This is a genomic window from Novosphingobium sp. PC22D (assembly GCF_002556635.1).
Classification (GTDB): Bacteria; Pseudomonadota; Alphaproteobacteria; order Sphingomonadales; family Sphingomonadaceae; genus Novosphingobium.
Map to the genome: position 1 here is coordinate 49,631 of NZ_MWMO01000015.1, position 13,816 is coordinate 63,446.

General features: G+C 66.6%; 12 protein-coding genes. 3 read left to right on the forward strand and 9 right to left on the reverse strand.

Annotated elements, in window-relative coordinates:
- Positions 1-77 precede the first annotated feature (77 nt).
- Positions 78-1,250 carry a MaoC family dehydratase N-terminal domain-containing protein gene (locus B2G71_RS18670; protein WP_098108226.1) on the forward strand — a complete coding sequence of 391 codons (1,173 nt, stop codon included), beginning with the start codon at positions 78-80 and terminating at the stop codon, positions 1,248-1,250.
- A gap of 42 nt (positions 1,251-1,292) precedes the next feature.
- Here the strand turns inward: B2G71_RS18670 and leuA are convergent, their stop codons facing one another.
- A complete protein-coding gene (gene leuA / locus B2G71_RS18675) occupies positions 1,293-2,957 on the reverse strand; it encodes a 2-isopropylmalate synthase (protein ID WP_098108227.1) in 1,665 nt (554 codons plus the stop codon).
- A 232-nt stretch (positions 2,958-3,189) separates the two neighbouring features.
- On the opposite strand from leuA, the gene B2G71_RS18680 reads away from it, so the two are divergent.
- On the forward strand, positions 3,190-4,326 hold the full coding sequence (locus B2G71_RS18680; RefSeq protein ID WP_098108228.1) for an epoxide hydrolase family protein: 1,137 nt from the start codon (positions 3,190-3,192) through the stop codon (positions 4,324-4,326).
- On the opposite strand, the gene B2G71_RS18685 is transcribed toward B2G71_RS18680, so the two are convergent.
- The 7 genes from B2G71_RS18685 to miaA all read right to left on the reverse strand — a co-directional run bounded on the left by B2G71_RS18685 (position 4,327) and on the right by miaA (position 10,365).
- Complete coding sequence (locus B2G71_RS18685; protein WP_206049455.1) at positions 4,327-4,644, reverse strand: I78 family peptidase inhibitor; 318 nt, start codon at positions 4,642-4,644, stop codon at positions 4,327-4,329.
- Positions 4,644-5,237, reverse strand: coding sequence for a YceI family protein (locus tag B2G71_RS18690; protein WP_240530234.1), 594 nt, complete (start codon positions 5,235-5,237; stop codon positions 4,644-4,646). Before B2G71_RS18690 ends, B2G71_RS18685 begins: the two co-directional genes overlap by 1 nt.
- 124 nt (positions 5,238-5,361) lie before the next feature.
- Complete coding sequence (locus B2G71_RS18695; protein WP_098108230.1) at positions 5,362-5,766, reverse strand: I78 family peptidase inhibitor; 405 nt, start codon at positions 5,764-5,766, stop codon at positions 5,362-5,364.
- 63 nt (positions 5,767-5,829) lie between these two features.
- A complete protein-coding gene (ilvC, locus tag B2G71_RS18700; protein WP_098108231.1) occupies positions 5,830-6,849 on the reverse strand; it encodes a ketol-acid reductoisomerase in 1,020 nt (339 codons plus the stop codon).
- Positions 6,850-6,959: 110 nt separating this feature from the next.
- Positions 6,960-7,475, reverse strand: a complete 516-nt coding sequence (gene ilvN / locus B2G71_RS18705) for an acetolactate synthase small subunit (RefSeq protein ID WP_098108299.1) — start codon at positions 7,473-7,475, stop codon at positions 6,960-6,962.
- 14 nt (positions 7,476-7,489) lie between these two features.
- The gene (gene ilvB / locus B2G71_RS18710; RefSeq protein WP_098108232.1) at positions 7,490-9,232 is read right to left on the reverse strand and encodes a biosynthetic-type acetolactate synthase large subunit; all 1,743 of its coding nucleotides are present in this window, start codon (positions 9,230-9,232) and stop codon (positions 7,490-7,492) included.
- 149 nt (positions 9,233-9,381) lie between these two features.
- Positions 9,382-10,365: a tRNA (adenosine(37)-N6)-dimethylallyltransferase MiaA gene (gene miaA, locus B2G71_RS18715; protein ID WP_098108233.1), complete on the reverse strand. Its 984-nt coding sequence runs from the start codon at positions 10,363-10,365 to the stop codon at positions 9,382-9,384.
- Between miaA and serB the strand changes: the two genes are divergently transcribed.
- Positions 10,358-11,242 (forward strand): phosphoserine phosphatase SerB, encoded by an 885-nt coding sequence (gene serB, locus B2G71_RS18720; RefSeq protein ID WP_098108234.1) that lies wholly within the window; start codon positions 10,358-10,360, stop codon positions 11,240-11,242. The genes miaA and serB overlap by 8 nt on opposite strands.
- A gap of 299 nt (positions 11,243-11,541) precedes the next feature.
- Here serB and purL read toward each other — a convergent pair whose 3' ends face one another.
- Positions 11,542-13,773 carry a phosphoribosylformylglycinamidine synthase subunit PurL gene (purL, locus tag B2G71_RS18725; RefSeq protein WP_098108235.1) on the reverse strand — a complete coding sequence of 744 codons (2,232 nt, stop codon included), beginning with the start codon at positions 13,771-13,773 and terminating at the stop codon, positions 11,542-11,544.
- Positions 13,774-13,816: the final 43 nt, after the last annotated feature.

The window sequence follows — 13,816 nt, forward strand, 5'->3', positions numbered from 1 at the left end:
ATTAGACGTGACAGTCGCTCGCAGCATGTAATAGACACCAGTGTCGATCAGTAAAGCGCGGATAGAGGACCCAGAGGATGGCCACGCAGACTCAGACGCTCGATACCTCGGACATTGACCAGTACCTCGGCAAGGTCATGGATTTCTCGCCGCTGCGCGAGCCCATCGCCACCAACGACATCCGCCGCTGGGCGCATGCGATGCACTACGCCAACCTGCTGCACTTCGACCCGGCCTATGCCGCCGCGAGCCGGTTCGGCGGGATCGTAGCGCCGCAGAGCTTTCCGATCGCGACCGACGACGGCCACGGCGCCGCGCCGGCCTGCGTCGGCTGCATTCCCAATTCGCACCTGCTCTTCGCCGGCGACGAATACTGGCACTTCGGCCCGCGTATCAGGCCCGGCGACATGATCCGCAACGAGCGCATCCCGTTCGATTATACCGTCAAGGAGACCGGCTTCGGCCCCACCGCGTTCCAGCGCGGCGACAACAACTACTACAACCAGAACGGCGACCTGATCGCGCGCCAGCGCTCGACCTCGCTGCGCTACAACGCGCAGGCGGGCGGCGCGGCGGTCAACGAGGCCGATTTCGACGAGCCCGAATGGACCGATGACGAGATCGAGGCGCTGGAGGACCGCAAGTTCGCCTGGGTCAAGATGCTTCACGAACTGGGGCACAAGGAACGCTGGTGGGACGATGTCGCGGTCGGCGACAAGCTGCCCGAGCGCGTGTTCGGGCCGCACTCGATCGCCAGCTTCGCCACCGAATGGCGCGCCTACATCGTCAACACCTGGGGCACGATGGACTTGCGCAAGAACGATCTCGAGGCGCTCGGCTTCACGCGCGAGATGGCGGGCTACGAGAACGATCCCGACATGCTGCTGGTCAATCCCGAACTGACCGACGGCGCCTACTACGGTCCCTCGCGCGGGCACTTGTTCCCCAAATACGCACGCCGCATCGGCATGCCGCGCGGCTACGGCTACGGCGCTTCGATGGGCTCGTGGGTGACCGATTTCCTTGCCGGCTGGGCGGGTGAGCACGGCATGGTCGTGCACACCGTCGCCAACTATCGCGGTCCCGCGCTCACCGGTGACGTGACCATCCAGACCGCCGAAGTGGTCGACAAGTCGGTGGACGAGGAGGGGCGCCATCTCGTCCACGTCATGCACCAGATGGTGAACCAGCGCGGCGTCAAGATGTGCCTCGGCACTGGCGAGATCGCCTTGCCGAAGAAGCCGGACTGAACGCGAAAGGGCGTCTTCCTTGCGGGGAAGACGCCCTGAAGCTCAGGCGTTGGCCGCGCTCAGCACGGCGCGCACGCTGGCGGTCGCGACGTCTTCGTCGATGCCCACGCCCCATACGACCGAGCCGTCTGGCTTGATGCACTCGACGTAGGCGGCCGCGCGCGCGTCGGAACTCTTGCCCATCGAGTGCTCGGCATAGTCGCGCACTTCCAGCTTCACGCCGAAGCTCTCGGCGAGCGTGGCGAGGACGGACGAGATCAGGCCGTTGCCGCGGCCCGAGACGGTCTGCTCCTTGCCGTTAACGCCGATCTTGCCGGTGAAGATCCGGGTGCCGTCCGCGCCACGGGCTTCCTCGTAGTCGATGAGCTGGAACCGCTGGGGTTCGTCGAGCCGGTAGGTCTTGCGGAACACCGTCCAGATATCGCCCGCCTGAAGCTCGCGGCCCATCTCGTCGGCCAGTTGCTGAACGTGGCGCGAGAAGTGCGCCTGCATCCGCTTGGGCAGCTTGATGCCCTGGTCCTGTTCGAGCACCCAGGCGAAGCCGCCCTTGCCCGACTGCGAGTTCACGCGGATCACCGCCTCGTAGCTGCGGCCCAGATCGGCGGGGTCGATCGGAAGATAGGGGACGGCCCAGAGCTGGTCGTTGCGCTGCTCCTGCGCGGCGAAGCCCTTCTTGATCGCGTCCTGGTGCGAGCCCGAGAACGCGGTGAAGACGAGTTCGCCGCCGTAGGGGTGGCGCTCGGCGACCTTGAGCTGGTTGCAGTACTCGACCGTCTGGATCACCTCGTCGATGTCCGAGAAGTCGAGCCCCGGATCGACGCCCTGCGTATACATATTGAGTGCGACCGTCACCAGACAGCAGTTGCCGGTACGCTCGCCGTTGCCGAACAGGCAGCCCTCGACGCGGTCGGCGCCCGCCATCAGGCCGAGTTCGGCCGCCGCGACGCCGGTGCCCCGGTCGTTGTGCGTGTGCAGTGAGATCACCGCGCTCTCGCGATTGGGCAGGTTGCGGCAGAAGTACTCGATCTGGTCGGCGTAGATGTTGGGCGTCGCCGCCTCGACCGTCGCCGGCAGGTTGAGGATGATCGGGTGCTCGGGCGTGGGCTGGAGGATGTCCATCACCGCCTCGCAGCACGAGATCGAGAAATCGAGTTCGGCCGTCGAGAAGGTCTCGGGGCTGTACTCGACGTGCCACTTCGTCTGGGGGTATTTCGCGATCTGGTCGCGCAGCACTTTCGCGCCGTTCTCGGCGATGCCGCGAATCTCGTGCTGCTCCATGCCGAACACGACCTGGCGCCACAGCGGTGAAACCGCGTTGTAGAGGTGGACGATCGCGGCGTGGACGCCGGCCAGACTCTCGAACGAGCGCTCGATCAGGTCCTGCCGCGACTGGGTGAGCACCTGGACCAGCACGTCCTCGGGCACCTTGCCCGAGTCGACGAGGCCGCGAATGAAATCGAACTCGGTGGCGCCCGCGCTCGGGAAGCCGACCTCGATCTCCTTGAGCCCGACCTTCACGAGCAGTTCGAAGAACCGCGCCTTCTTTTCGGCGCCCATCGGATCGATCAGCGCCTGATTGCCGTCACGCAGGTCGGTGGAGAGCCAGCGCGGCGCGCGCTCGATCGTGCGGCTCGGCCACTGCCGGTCGGACAGGGCGATTTGCGGAAAGGGCCGATACTTGACCGAAGGGTCTTTCAGCATGGTCATTGATTTAGTCTCGCTCGGAAATTCTGCTTATTCGGGATGGCTGCTTTCGTCCCTTGAGCGCCGAGCGCGCCGCACGGAACGACGCGTCACCTCACGCCCAAGGGCGCGTAAGTCGCAGAAGCAGGCCGAGCTGAAGCGTCATGGCATTGCCTATGGGGATCGATCGGCGTGATGTAAAGGGCCTAGCCGCGCTCTTGCCAGGACGATCGCAGCGGTTAGCCTCGCCATCGTCATGCCCCAGATACGTCCGTTTCCGCTTTCGATCGCGCCCGAGCGCATCGACGACCTGCATCGCCGGCTAGACCACGCACGCTGGCCCGAGAAGGAAACCGTCGACGACTGGTCGCAAGGCACGCCGCTCGCCGACCTCCGGGACCTCGCGGCCTGGTGGCGCCGCGGTTACGACTGGCGCGCGTTCGAAGCGCGGCTCAATGCGCTGGGCCAGTTCGTCACCGAGATCGACGGGCTCGATATCCATTTCCTCGATATCCGCTCGCCGCACGAAGATGCACTGCCCCTGGTCATGACCCACGGCTGGCCGGGCTCGGTGGTCGAGTTCATGCGTGTGATCGGCCCATTGACCGATCCGGTCGCGCATGGCGGACGCGCCGAGGACGCCTTCCATCTCGTGATCCCCTCGCTGCCCGGATATGGTTTCTCGCAAAGGCCCGACGCGCCGGGCTGGGGGGTCGAGCGCATCGCGCGTGCCTGGGCGGAGCTGATGCGGCGGCTCGGGCACCGGCGCTGGGCGGCCCAGGGCGGTGACTGGGGCGCGTTCGTCACCAATGCGATCGGTGGACAGGCGCCCGAAGGCTGCATCGGCATTCACGTCAACATGCCGATCGCCGGACCGACCGAGGCGGCGAAGGCCAATCCCGGCCCCGAGGACCGCCGCGCCTTCGAGCGCATGGCTTACTATCGCGACTTCGACGGCGGCTATGCCAAGATCCAGGGCACGCGCCCGCAATCGCTCGGCTACGGACTGGTCGATTCGCCTGTCGGCCTCGCGGGCTGGATACTCGAAAAGCTGCATGGCTGGAGCGACAACGCCGGGGACGTCTTCGCCGCGCTCGGTCGCGACGCGGTGCTCGACAACATCATGCTCTACTGGCTCCCCGGCACCGGCGCCTCGGCGGCGCGGCTCTATTGGGAGAGCTTCGGCAAGACGAAGCCGCCGCAGATCGCGATTCCCGCCGGGGTGAGCGTCTTTCCCGGCGACATCCTGCCCGCGCCGCGCCCTTGGGTGGACCGGCGCGTCACCAACCTCGTCTACTGGAACGAACTCGACAGCGGCGGGCATTTCGCCGCCTGGGAGAAGCCCGAGGCCTTCGTCGCCGAACTGCGGGCGTGCTTCGCGCTGATGCGCTGATCAGCCGCAGCGGATGCGCGTGATCCTTCCTTGCGCGTCGGTCTCGAGATCGAGCCGGTCGGGACGGAAATCCATCGTCACCATATCATCGGGGCCGATGACGCGCACCGGCCGGTCACCGGCCCATTCGCGGATGCGCGCTTCCACCGGGCCCCGGGCGACCGTGCCGAGATAGTCCTGCAACCGGCTTGCGCCGCACTGATCCGCTTCGTCGGCGGGCCGTTGCGGCTGTGACTCCACGCTCGTCGCCGCGCAGGCAGAGAGCGCGAGCGCCGCCACGCCCGCGGCGCCGAGCGCATGGAGTCGGCTTGCGGCCACTATTCGCCCTTCGCGAACGCCGCCGCGATCTTCAGTTCGACTTCGTCCGATACGAGGGGGACCAGGAAACCCAGTCCGAAGTCGCTGCGCATGATGGTCGTCTCGGCCTCGAAGCCGACGTTTTCCTTGTCGGCCATGGTGCCGGCACCGAAGAAGCGCACATCGAGCGTTACCGGCTTGGTGACGCCGTTGAGCGTGAGATCGCCGGTCACCTTGGCGCTGTCAGGCCCGATCGGCTCGACCGAGGTCGACACGAACCGCGCGTCCTCGGGCGAGGGACCGAAGAAGTCTGGCTTCGCACCGTCCTTGCCGGCGCGCAGCAGGTGTCCGGTCAGGCCCTCGCTGGCAGTCGTCACCTTGGCGACCGGGATGGTCACGTCGACCTTGGCGTTCTGCGGCGCGGCGGGATCGAGCTGGAGCGTGCCCGTTACGTCGCCGAACAGGCCGAAGTAGGGTGAGAAGCCCAGGTGATCGACTTCCCACTCCACGAGCGTGTGATTGGGATCGGCCTGATAGGTGCCGCCGGTGATGCGCGAGGCGTCGGGCGAGCCGGGCGCCGTCTGCGCGGGATCGCTCTGCGCCGCGAGCGGCATCGAGAAGAGGAGAGCGGCGGTACAGGCGGCGGCAAGCTTGCGGTTCATGCGGTCGTTCCTTGCATGATGGATATTCGGGATGGGAACCCTTGCCGGGTGCGACGGTTCCTGGCGGAATTTCCGGTCATCCGCAACGCAGGTCGCGCACGATGTTGATCGTATCGATCATCACGTTGAGGCGATCGGGACGCATGTCGTCGGTGGTGGCCTCGCCCGGCAGCACGAACCGGACGCCGCCCGGCGCCTTGTCGCCGACCGCTTCGGTGATCTTGGCGCGGATGTCGGGGCTGTCGACCTGCCCGATGAAGCCCTTCACTTGGGGCGCCCCGCAGGAGGAAGACTGGGGGTCGGTGACCGTGCCCGGCTCCATCGGTGCCTCGGGGACGGGGGTCTTGTCGATCTGCAACTGCGGCTTGCCGGCGATCCGGCTGGCGAAATCGTCCTCCGCGTCGCTGTCGGCGGACTGGCCGCAGCCCGAAAGCGAAAGCGCGACGAGGGTCGTGGAAAGTAGCAGGGACCTGAACGTCATGGCCGTAGCCTCCCGGCGTCGCGGTGCATGATTGCCTCGCGACGCGCGGGGTGCTGACTAGCCTTAGTTCTTCGACTTGTCGACGAGCGCGTTCTTCGCGATCCACGGCATCATCGCGCGCAGCTTGGCGCCGGTTTCCTCGATCGGGTGGCGCTGCGAGGCCTTGCGCGAGGCCTTGAGCTCGGGCTGGCCGGCGCGGTTGTCCATCACGAACGCCTTGACGAAGCGGCCCGACTGGATGTCGGCGAGCACGCGCTTCATCTCGGCCTTGGTTTCCTCGGTGATGATCCGCGGACCGACGGTGATGTCGCCGTATTCGGCGGTGTTCGAGATCGAGTAGCGCATGTTGGCGATGCCGCCTTCATAAAGCAGGTCGACGATCAGCTTCAGTTCGTGGAGGCACTCGAAATAAGCCATCTCGGGCGCGTAGCCGGCTTCGACCAGCGTCTCGAAGCCCGCCTGGATCAGCGCGGTGGTGCCGCCGCACAGCACCGCCTGCTCGCCGAACAGGTCGGTCTCGCATTCCTCGCGGAAGTTGGTCTCGATGATGCCCGAGCGGCCGCCGCCGACGCCCGAGGCATAGGCGAGGGCGATGTCGTGCGCGTTGCCGGTCGAATCCTGGTCGATCGCGACGAGGCAGGGCACGCCGCCGCCGCGCTGGTATTCGCTGCGCACGGTGTGGCCGGGGCCCTTGGGCGCGATCATGATCACGTCGATGTCGGCGCGCGGCTCGATCAGGCCGAAGTGAATGTTGAGCCCGTGCGCGAAGGCGAGCGCGGCGCCGGGCTTCATGTTGGCGTGCAGGTCCTCGGCGTAGATCGCGGCCTGGTGCTCGTCGGGCGCGAGGATCATGAGGATATCGGCCCATTTCGCCGCCTCGGCGTTGGTGAGCACCTTGAAGCCCGCGCCTTCGGCCTTCTTGGCGGTGGCCGAACCCTCGCGCAGCGCGATCGCGACTTCCTTGACGCCCGAATCGCGCAGGTTCTGCGCGTGGGCATGGCCCTGGCTGCCATAGCCGAGCACCGCGATCTTCTTCTCGGTGATCAGGTTGATGTCGCAATCGGCGTCGTAATAGACCTTCATTTCGCTTTACTCCGTCATCCCGGCGAGGGCCGGGATCGTTTGTCGATAAGCGCATCGCCTTGTGGCCGGGGACCCCAGCCTTCGCCGGGATGACGCGCAAGGTGAAAAAGTCAGGCTTCCTTCGGTCCTCGGATCATGCCGACGACACCGGTACGGCCGACTTCGACGAGGCCGAGTTCACGCATCAGCGAAACGAAGCTGTCGATCTTGTCGGGAATCCCGGTGATCTCGAAGATGAAGCTCTCGGTCGTGGTGTCGACCGGGCGGGCGCGGAAGATCTCGGCGACGCGCAGCGCCTCGACCCGCTTTTCGCCAGTGCCCGAAACCTTCACCAGCGCCAGCTCGCGCTCGACGTAGGGCCCGGCCTCGGTGAGGTCGACCACCTTGTGCACCGGCACCAGCCGGTCGAGCTGGTGGCGAATCTGGTCGATCACCGCCGGCGGGCCGTGGGTGACGATCGTGATCCGGCTGACTGCGTGGTTTTCGGTGATGTCGGCCACGGTCAGGCTGTCGATGTTGTAGCCGCGCGCGGTGAACATGCCGGCGATGCGGGCGAGGATGCCCGCCTCGTTGTCGACGGTCACGGTCAGGACGTGCCGCTCGGGCTGCTGATGCTCGATTTTCATCATGTCGGGCTTTCTCAGACGAGCGCTTTGGCTTCGTCGGCCATGGTTCCTGCGACATGATCGCCATAGAGGATCATCTCGGTATGCGACGCGCCCGAGGGAATCATCGGGTAGCAATTCGCCGCGTTCGAGACCGCGCAATCGACGATCACCGGACCGTCATGGTCGATCATCGCGCGGATGCCTTCGTCGAGCTGGCCTTCGTTCTCGATGCGAATGCCCTTCCAGCCATAGGCCTCGGCAAGCTTCACGAAGTCGGGCAGGCTGTCCGAATAGGAGTTCGAATAGCGGCTCTCGTAGGTCAGTTCCTGCCACTGGCGGACCATGCCCATCCACATGTTGTTGAGGATGAAGACCTTCACCGGCAGGCGGTACTGGCTGGCGGTGCCCAGTTCCTGGATGTTCATCTGGATCGAGGCATCGCCCGCGATGTCGATGACGAGGCTGCCCGGATTGCCGAGCTGCGCGCCGATCGCGGCGGGCAGGCCGTAGCCCATCGTGCCGAGCCCGCCCGAGGTCAGCCACTTGTTCGGGCCGAAGAAGTGGAAGTACTGCGCCGCCCACATCTGGTGCTGCCCGACCTCGGTGGCGATGATCGGATCGCGGTCCTTCGTCAGCGCGAACAGCCGCTCGATCGCCTGCTGCGGCATGATCTCGATGTCCGAGCGCGGGAACGCGAGGCTCTTGCGCGCGCGCCAGTCGGCGATGCGCACTTTCCATTCGGACAGATCCCGCGGCTTGCGCTCGCCCCATGCCTCGAGCATCTGCTCGAGCACCAGCGCGCAATCGCCGACGATCGGCAGGTCGACCGGCACCGTCTTGTTGATCGACGAGCGGTCGATGTCGATGTGGATCTTCTTCGAATGGGGCGCGAAGGCGTCGAGCCGGCCGGTGACGCGGTCGTCGAAGCGCGCGCCGACGCAGACGATCAGGTCCGCCTGGTTCATCGCCATGTTCGCTTCGTAAGTGCCATGCATGCCGAGCATGCCCAGCCAGTCCTCGCTATCCGCCGGGAAGGCGCCGAGGCCCATCAGCGTCGAGGTGACCGGCGCGCCCGTCTTCGCCTGAAGTTCGCGCAGCAGTTCGCTGGCGCGCGGTCCCGAATTGATCACGCCGCCGCCCGTGTAGAAGACCGGAGCCTTGGCCGCGGCGAGCATCTCGATCGCCTCGCGGATCTCGCCGTCCTCGCCCCTGGTGCGCGGTGCGTAGCGCTGGCGGCGCTGGCTGGCGCCGTCATGCAGCATGGCGCTGGCGACCTGCACGTCCTTTGGGACGTCGATCAGCACCGGTCCGGGACGACCGCTGGTCGCGATCTGGAACGCTTCATCGATCGTCGCGGCGAGATCGGCCGGATCGCGCACGAGGTAGTTGTGCTTGGTGCAGTGACGCGAGATGCCGATCGTGTCGGCTTCCTGGAAGGCGTCCGAGCCGATCAGGCCGGTCGCGACCTGCCCGGTGATGACCACCAGCGGGATCGAGTCCATGAAGGCGTCGGCGACGCCGGTCATCGCGTTGGTCGCGCCCGGACCCGAGGTGACGAGCACGACGCCGGGCTTGCCGGTCGAACGGGCATAGCCTTCGGCCGCGTGCGCGGCGCCGGCTTCGTGGCGTACGAGAATGTGCCGGATGCGCTCGTCGTCGAACAGGGCATCGTAAATCGGAAGCACGGCGCCGCCGGGATAGCCGAATACGAATTCGACCCCCTGCTTGACCAGGCCTTCGACCAGGATGCTTGCGCCGCTGCGCTCTTCGGTCACGTTTCAAAATCCTTCTGTTGTGCGGGCGACGGGCCCGCGCGGTTCTTAATTGAGTCGACCCGACACGACAATGCCGTGCCGGGCCATCCTCTCCTCCCGCTTTTCAACTTCCACGCGGGTAGGCGGCGGCCTGTAGGAAACAAATAATGTCACGTCAACCCAAAGTTTGGTAATATAGTTTCGTCTATCCAGCCGGGATTGTAATCATGAATGACCAATCGCGGCCAATCGAGAGGAGGCTGGTGCCGGAGCCAGGTGAACTGGCGCTTGGCGTAATTGCGCGTCGCCTGGCTGGCGCGCGCCGCCGCCTCGGCGAGCGACCACCCGCCGCGCAGGAATCCCGCGATCTCGGGAACCCCGATCGCGCGCATCACCGGCAAATTTTCGGGCAGGCCACGGGCGAGGAGGGTGCGCACCTCTTCGAGCGCGCCGAGGCCGATCATCCGGGCGAACCGAAGCTCGCAGCGCGCATAGAGCATCGGCCGGTCAGGCAGGAGGATGGCTGGGTGGAGCGTGACGGTATCGCCGATCCCGCCGGTCTTCTCGCTCTGCCAGTCGGTCAGCGTCCGGCCGGTGGAACGCACGACTTCGAGGGCGCGAGAGATCCTCGCGCTGTCCGCCGGAGCGAGCGCCGCCGCGCGCTCGGGGTCTTCGCGAGTGAGCGCGGCGTGGGCTTCGGCGACGGGCAGGGCACGTACCGCTTCGCGGACCCTCGGGTCGATCTCGGGCACGGGGGCGATGCCTTCGAGCAGGGTGCGGATATATAGTCCGGTGCCACCGACGAGGATCGGCACCGCATCCTCGGCCTGCACCGCCGCGATCTCGCGTCTGGCGGCTTGTGCCCAGTCCGCCGCCGAGCAGGCCTGCGCGCCGTCCCAGGCGCCGAACAGGCGGTGGTCGATCCCGCGCATCTCGTCCGGCGCGGGGCGCGCGCTCAGCACGGCGAGATCGGCATAGACCTGTGCGCTGTCGGCGTTGATCACGACCGCGCGCCGTCCTCTCCGTTCGAGCGCCAGCGCGAGTTCGACGGCACAATCGCTCTTGCCGCTCGCGGTCGGCCCTGCGATGAGCGCCAGCGGCGGCCGGGCCCGATCCGGCGGTTCCGCAAGACTTGAGGTATTCGCATTGCTCATCGCCCGGCTGATAGCAGAGCCCGACCATCTGAACACACGCCTGGATGCGGCGCGCGCCGCGATGGAGGAGCGCGGCGTCCGGCTCGCGGGCGCGGCGATGCTCGATTTCTGCGGCCAGACCATGGAAATCACTTCGCCCGACGATGACGCGCAGGCGCTGCGCGAAGTGCTCGACACCTATTTCGGCACGTCCGACGGCCTGATCTGCCGCGACGAGCCCCAAGTGCCCGATGTTTTCATCTCTGACATGGATTCGACCATGATCGGGCAGGAATGCATCGACGAACTCGCCGATTTCGCCGGGCTGAAGCCGCAGATCGCCGCGATCACCGAGCGCGCCATGCAGGGCGAACTCGATTTCGAAGCCGCGCTGCGCGAGCGCGTCGGACTGCTCGAAGGGCTTGCCGAAAGCGCGATCGAGGAATGCCTCGCCTCGCGCATCGTCCCGATGCCCGGCGCAAAAACGCTCGTCGAGACGCTCAAGTCACGCGGTTGCCGCACGGTTTTGGTGACGGGCGGTTTCCACCATTTCGCCGATCCGATCGCTCGGTTACTCGGCTTCGAGCACGTCGTGGGCAATCGGCTCGAAGTGGCGGGCGGCAAGCTGACCGGCGGCCTTGCCGGCCCGGTCACCGACAGCGCGGTGAAGAAAGCGACGCTGCTGGCCGAAATCGCGGAGAAGGGTGATCACGCCACCAGTCTCGCCACCGGCGACGGCGCGAACGACATCCCCATGCTTGAGGCGGCGACTTACGGAATTGCCTATAAGGCGAAGCCGAAGGCCCGAGTTGCCGCTAACGGTTGGGTCGATCGCGGCGATCTTACCTCGGTCCTCCGGCTTCTGGGGATCCGCCAGACCGATTGGCAAACCGGCTGACGAAGGTGAATTGCGTGAAATGCGCGAAGGTGGGCGGCGCGTAGCGATGGCGCCGCCGCCGCGCGGCGCTTTGGCTCGTTTGGGTGGGTGCCTGTCGCGAAAGCGTCGATCCGCGTGGTCGCGCTTGCGAACCCGGCCAACGCAATCGGGCGCGAGACGCCGGACGTCGCGGTGTCGGTCAACATTCGGTGCCCCCCGATGAAGTTTTCCCCGGGGACAATAGCTACCGCAAGCCTATGGATTCGCAACAGGAATCTTGGTGATATCGATCAGTTAAGCCGATATGTGGGACTACCTGGTCAGGTGTCCATCCAGTCCTTGAAGAAGGCTTCGTTCGCTTGCCGCAGGGCGACGACCTCGACCGAGCTTTCGGCGGAGTCGCTTCGGAAGACGAGCACGTCGCCGCCGGTCTCGCCCAGCGCGATCGCGGCCAGACCGGCGTGCTCGGCATCGTCGAGCACCGCGGCAAGATCGCGCGTGGTGACCACGTAGCGCGCCTGATCCTCGCCGAACCAGAAGGCCGCGGCGCTTTCGCGATCCTCGGGCATGGCGACCGCGCAGCCGATCCCGCCCGCGAGCGCCATCTCGGCGAGCGTCACCGCGAGACCGCCGTCCGAGCAGTCGTGCACCGCCGTCAGCAGCCCCGAAGCGATGAGCTTGCGCACGTGCTCGCCAGCCTGCCGCTCGAGATCGAGCCCAACCGGGGGCGGCATGCCCGCTTCCTGGCCATGGATCTCGCGCAGCCAGAGCGTCTGGCCGAGATGGCCCGATTCGCCGCCGATCAGCACGATCGCCTCTCCGGGCGCCTTGAACCCGATCGTCGCCATCGTCTCGTGGTCGTCGAGCAGGCCGACGCCGCCGATCGCCGGGGTCGGCAGGATCGCCGAGCCGCCGCCGGTCGCCTTGCTCTCGTTGTAGAGCGAGACGTTGCCCGAGACGATCGGATAGTCGAGCGCGCGGCAGGCTTCGCCCATGCCCTGCAGGCAGCCCACGATCTGCGCCATGATCTCGGGCCGCTGCGGATTGGCGAAGTTGAGGCAGTTGGTGATCGCGAGCGGCGTGGCGCCGACCGCGCAGATGTTGCGCCAGGTTTCGGCGACCGCCTGCTTGCCGCCTTCGTGCGGGTCGGCGTAGCAGTATCGCGGCGAGCAATCGGTGCTCATCGCCAGCGCCTTCTTGGTGCCGTGGACGCGCACGACCGCGGCATCGCCGCCGGATTTCTGCAGCGTGTCGGCGCCGACCTGACTGTCGTACTGCTCCCAGATCCAGCGGCGCGAGGCGAGGTCGGGGCAAGCCATCAGGCGCAGCAGGTCGGCCGCGACGTCCCCGGTGTCGGGCACGTCCTCGAGCAGCGGCACCGCCGCCCAGTCGTGATAGGTGGCGTGATCGACCCAGGGCCGCTCGTATTCGGGAGCGTCGTCGGCCAGCGGGCCGAGCGGAATGTCGCAGACGGTCTCGCCGCCGAAGGTGAGTTGCATCCGCCCCGTGTCGGTGACTTCGCCGATCACCGCGAAATCCAGCTCCCACTTGCGGAAGACCGCCTCGGCCATCGCCTCCTTGCCGGGCTTGAGCACCATCAGCATGCGCTCCTGGCTCTCGCTCAGCATCATCTCGTAAGGCGTCATGCCGTCTTCGCGGCAGGGAACCTGGTCCATGTCGAGGCGGATGCCCGCGCCGCCCTTGCTTGCCATCTCGACCGAGGATGACGTCAGTCCGGCCGCGCCCATGTCCTGGATCGCGACGATCGCGTCGGTCGCCATCAGTTCGAGGCAGGCCTCGATCAGCAGCTTTTCGGTGAAGGGATCGCCGACCTGCACGGTGGGGCGCTTCTCGTCGCTGTTCTCGTCGAAGTCGGCGCTGGCCATGGTCGCGCCGTGAATGCCGTCGCGGCCGGTCTTCGAGCCGACGTAGACGATCGGATTGCCGACCCCGGTGGCGGCCGAATAGAAGATCTTGTCGGCATCGGCGACGCCCACCGTCATCGCGTTGACGAGGATGTTGCCGTCGTAGGCCTGGTGGAAGTTGGTCTCGCCGCCCACCGTCGGCACGCCGACGCAGTTGCCGTAGCCGCCGATTCCCGCGACCACGCCCTGGACGAGGTGCTTCATCTTGGGATGCTCGGGCCGGCCGAAGCGTAGCGCGTTGAGGTTGGCGACGGGCCGCGCGCCCATGGTGAAGACGTCGCGCAGGATACCGCCGACCCCCGTCGCCGCGCCCTGGTAGGGCTCGATGTAGCTGGGGTGGTTGTGGCTCTCCATCTTGAAGATCGCCGCCTGACCGTCGCCGATGTCGATCACGCCCGCGTTCTCGCCCGGGCCGCAGATCACCCATGGCGCCTCGGTCGGCAGCTTCTTGAGGTGGACGCGGCTCGACTTGTACGAGCAGTGCTCCGACCACATCACCGAGAAGATGCCCAGTTCGACGAGATTGGGCTCCCGTCCCAGCGCGCTCAGGACGCGTTCGTATTCCTCGGGATTGAGGCCGTGGGCTTCGACGACGTCGGGCGTGATCTCGGGCGTAGTGTTCGGCATGGTCCGGGCCTTAGCGAGGAGCATGCCGCGATGCTAGATGTGT

Coding starts and splice junctions, on each gene's coding strand:
- B2G71_RS18670 (WP_098108226.1), top strand. CDS start 78: ATGGCCACGCAGACTCAGACGCTCGATACCTCGGACATTGACCAGTAC.
- B2G71_RS18680 (WP_098108228.1), top strand. CDS start 3,190: ATGCCCCAGATACGTCCGTTTCCGCTTTCGATCGCGCCCGAGCGCATC.
- ilvN (WP_098108299.1), bottom strand. CDS start 7,475: ATGAAAATCGAGCATCAGCAGCCCGAGCGGCACGTCCTGACCGTGACC.
- purL (WP_098108235.1), bottom strand. CDS start 13,773: ATGCCGAACACTACGCCCGAGATCACGCCCGACGTCGTCGAAGCCCAC.
- B2G71_RS18695 (WP_098108230.1), bottom strand. CDS start 5,766: ATGACGTTCAGGTCCCTGCTACTTTCCACGACCCTCGTCGCGCTTTCG.
- leuA (WP_098108227.1), bottom strand. CDS start 2,957: ATGACCATGCTGAAAGACCCTTCGGTCAAGTATCGGCCCTTTCCGCAA.
- B2G71_RS18690 (WP_240530234.1), bottom strand. CDS start 5,237: ATGCCGCTCGCGGCGCAGAGCGATCCCGCGCAGACGGCGCCCGGCTCG.
- ilvC (WP_098108231.1), bottom strand. CDS start 6,849: ATGAAGGTCTATTACGACGCCGATTGCGACATCAACCTGATCACCGAG.
- miaA (WP_098108233.1), bottom strand. CDS start 10,365: ATGAGCAATGCGAATACCTCAAGTCTTGCGGAACCGCCGGATCGGGCC.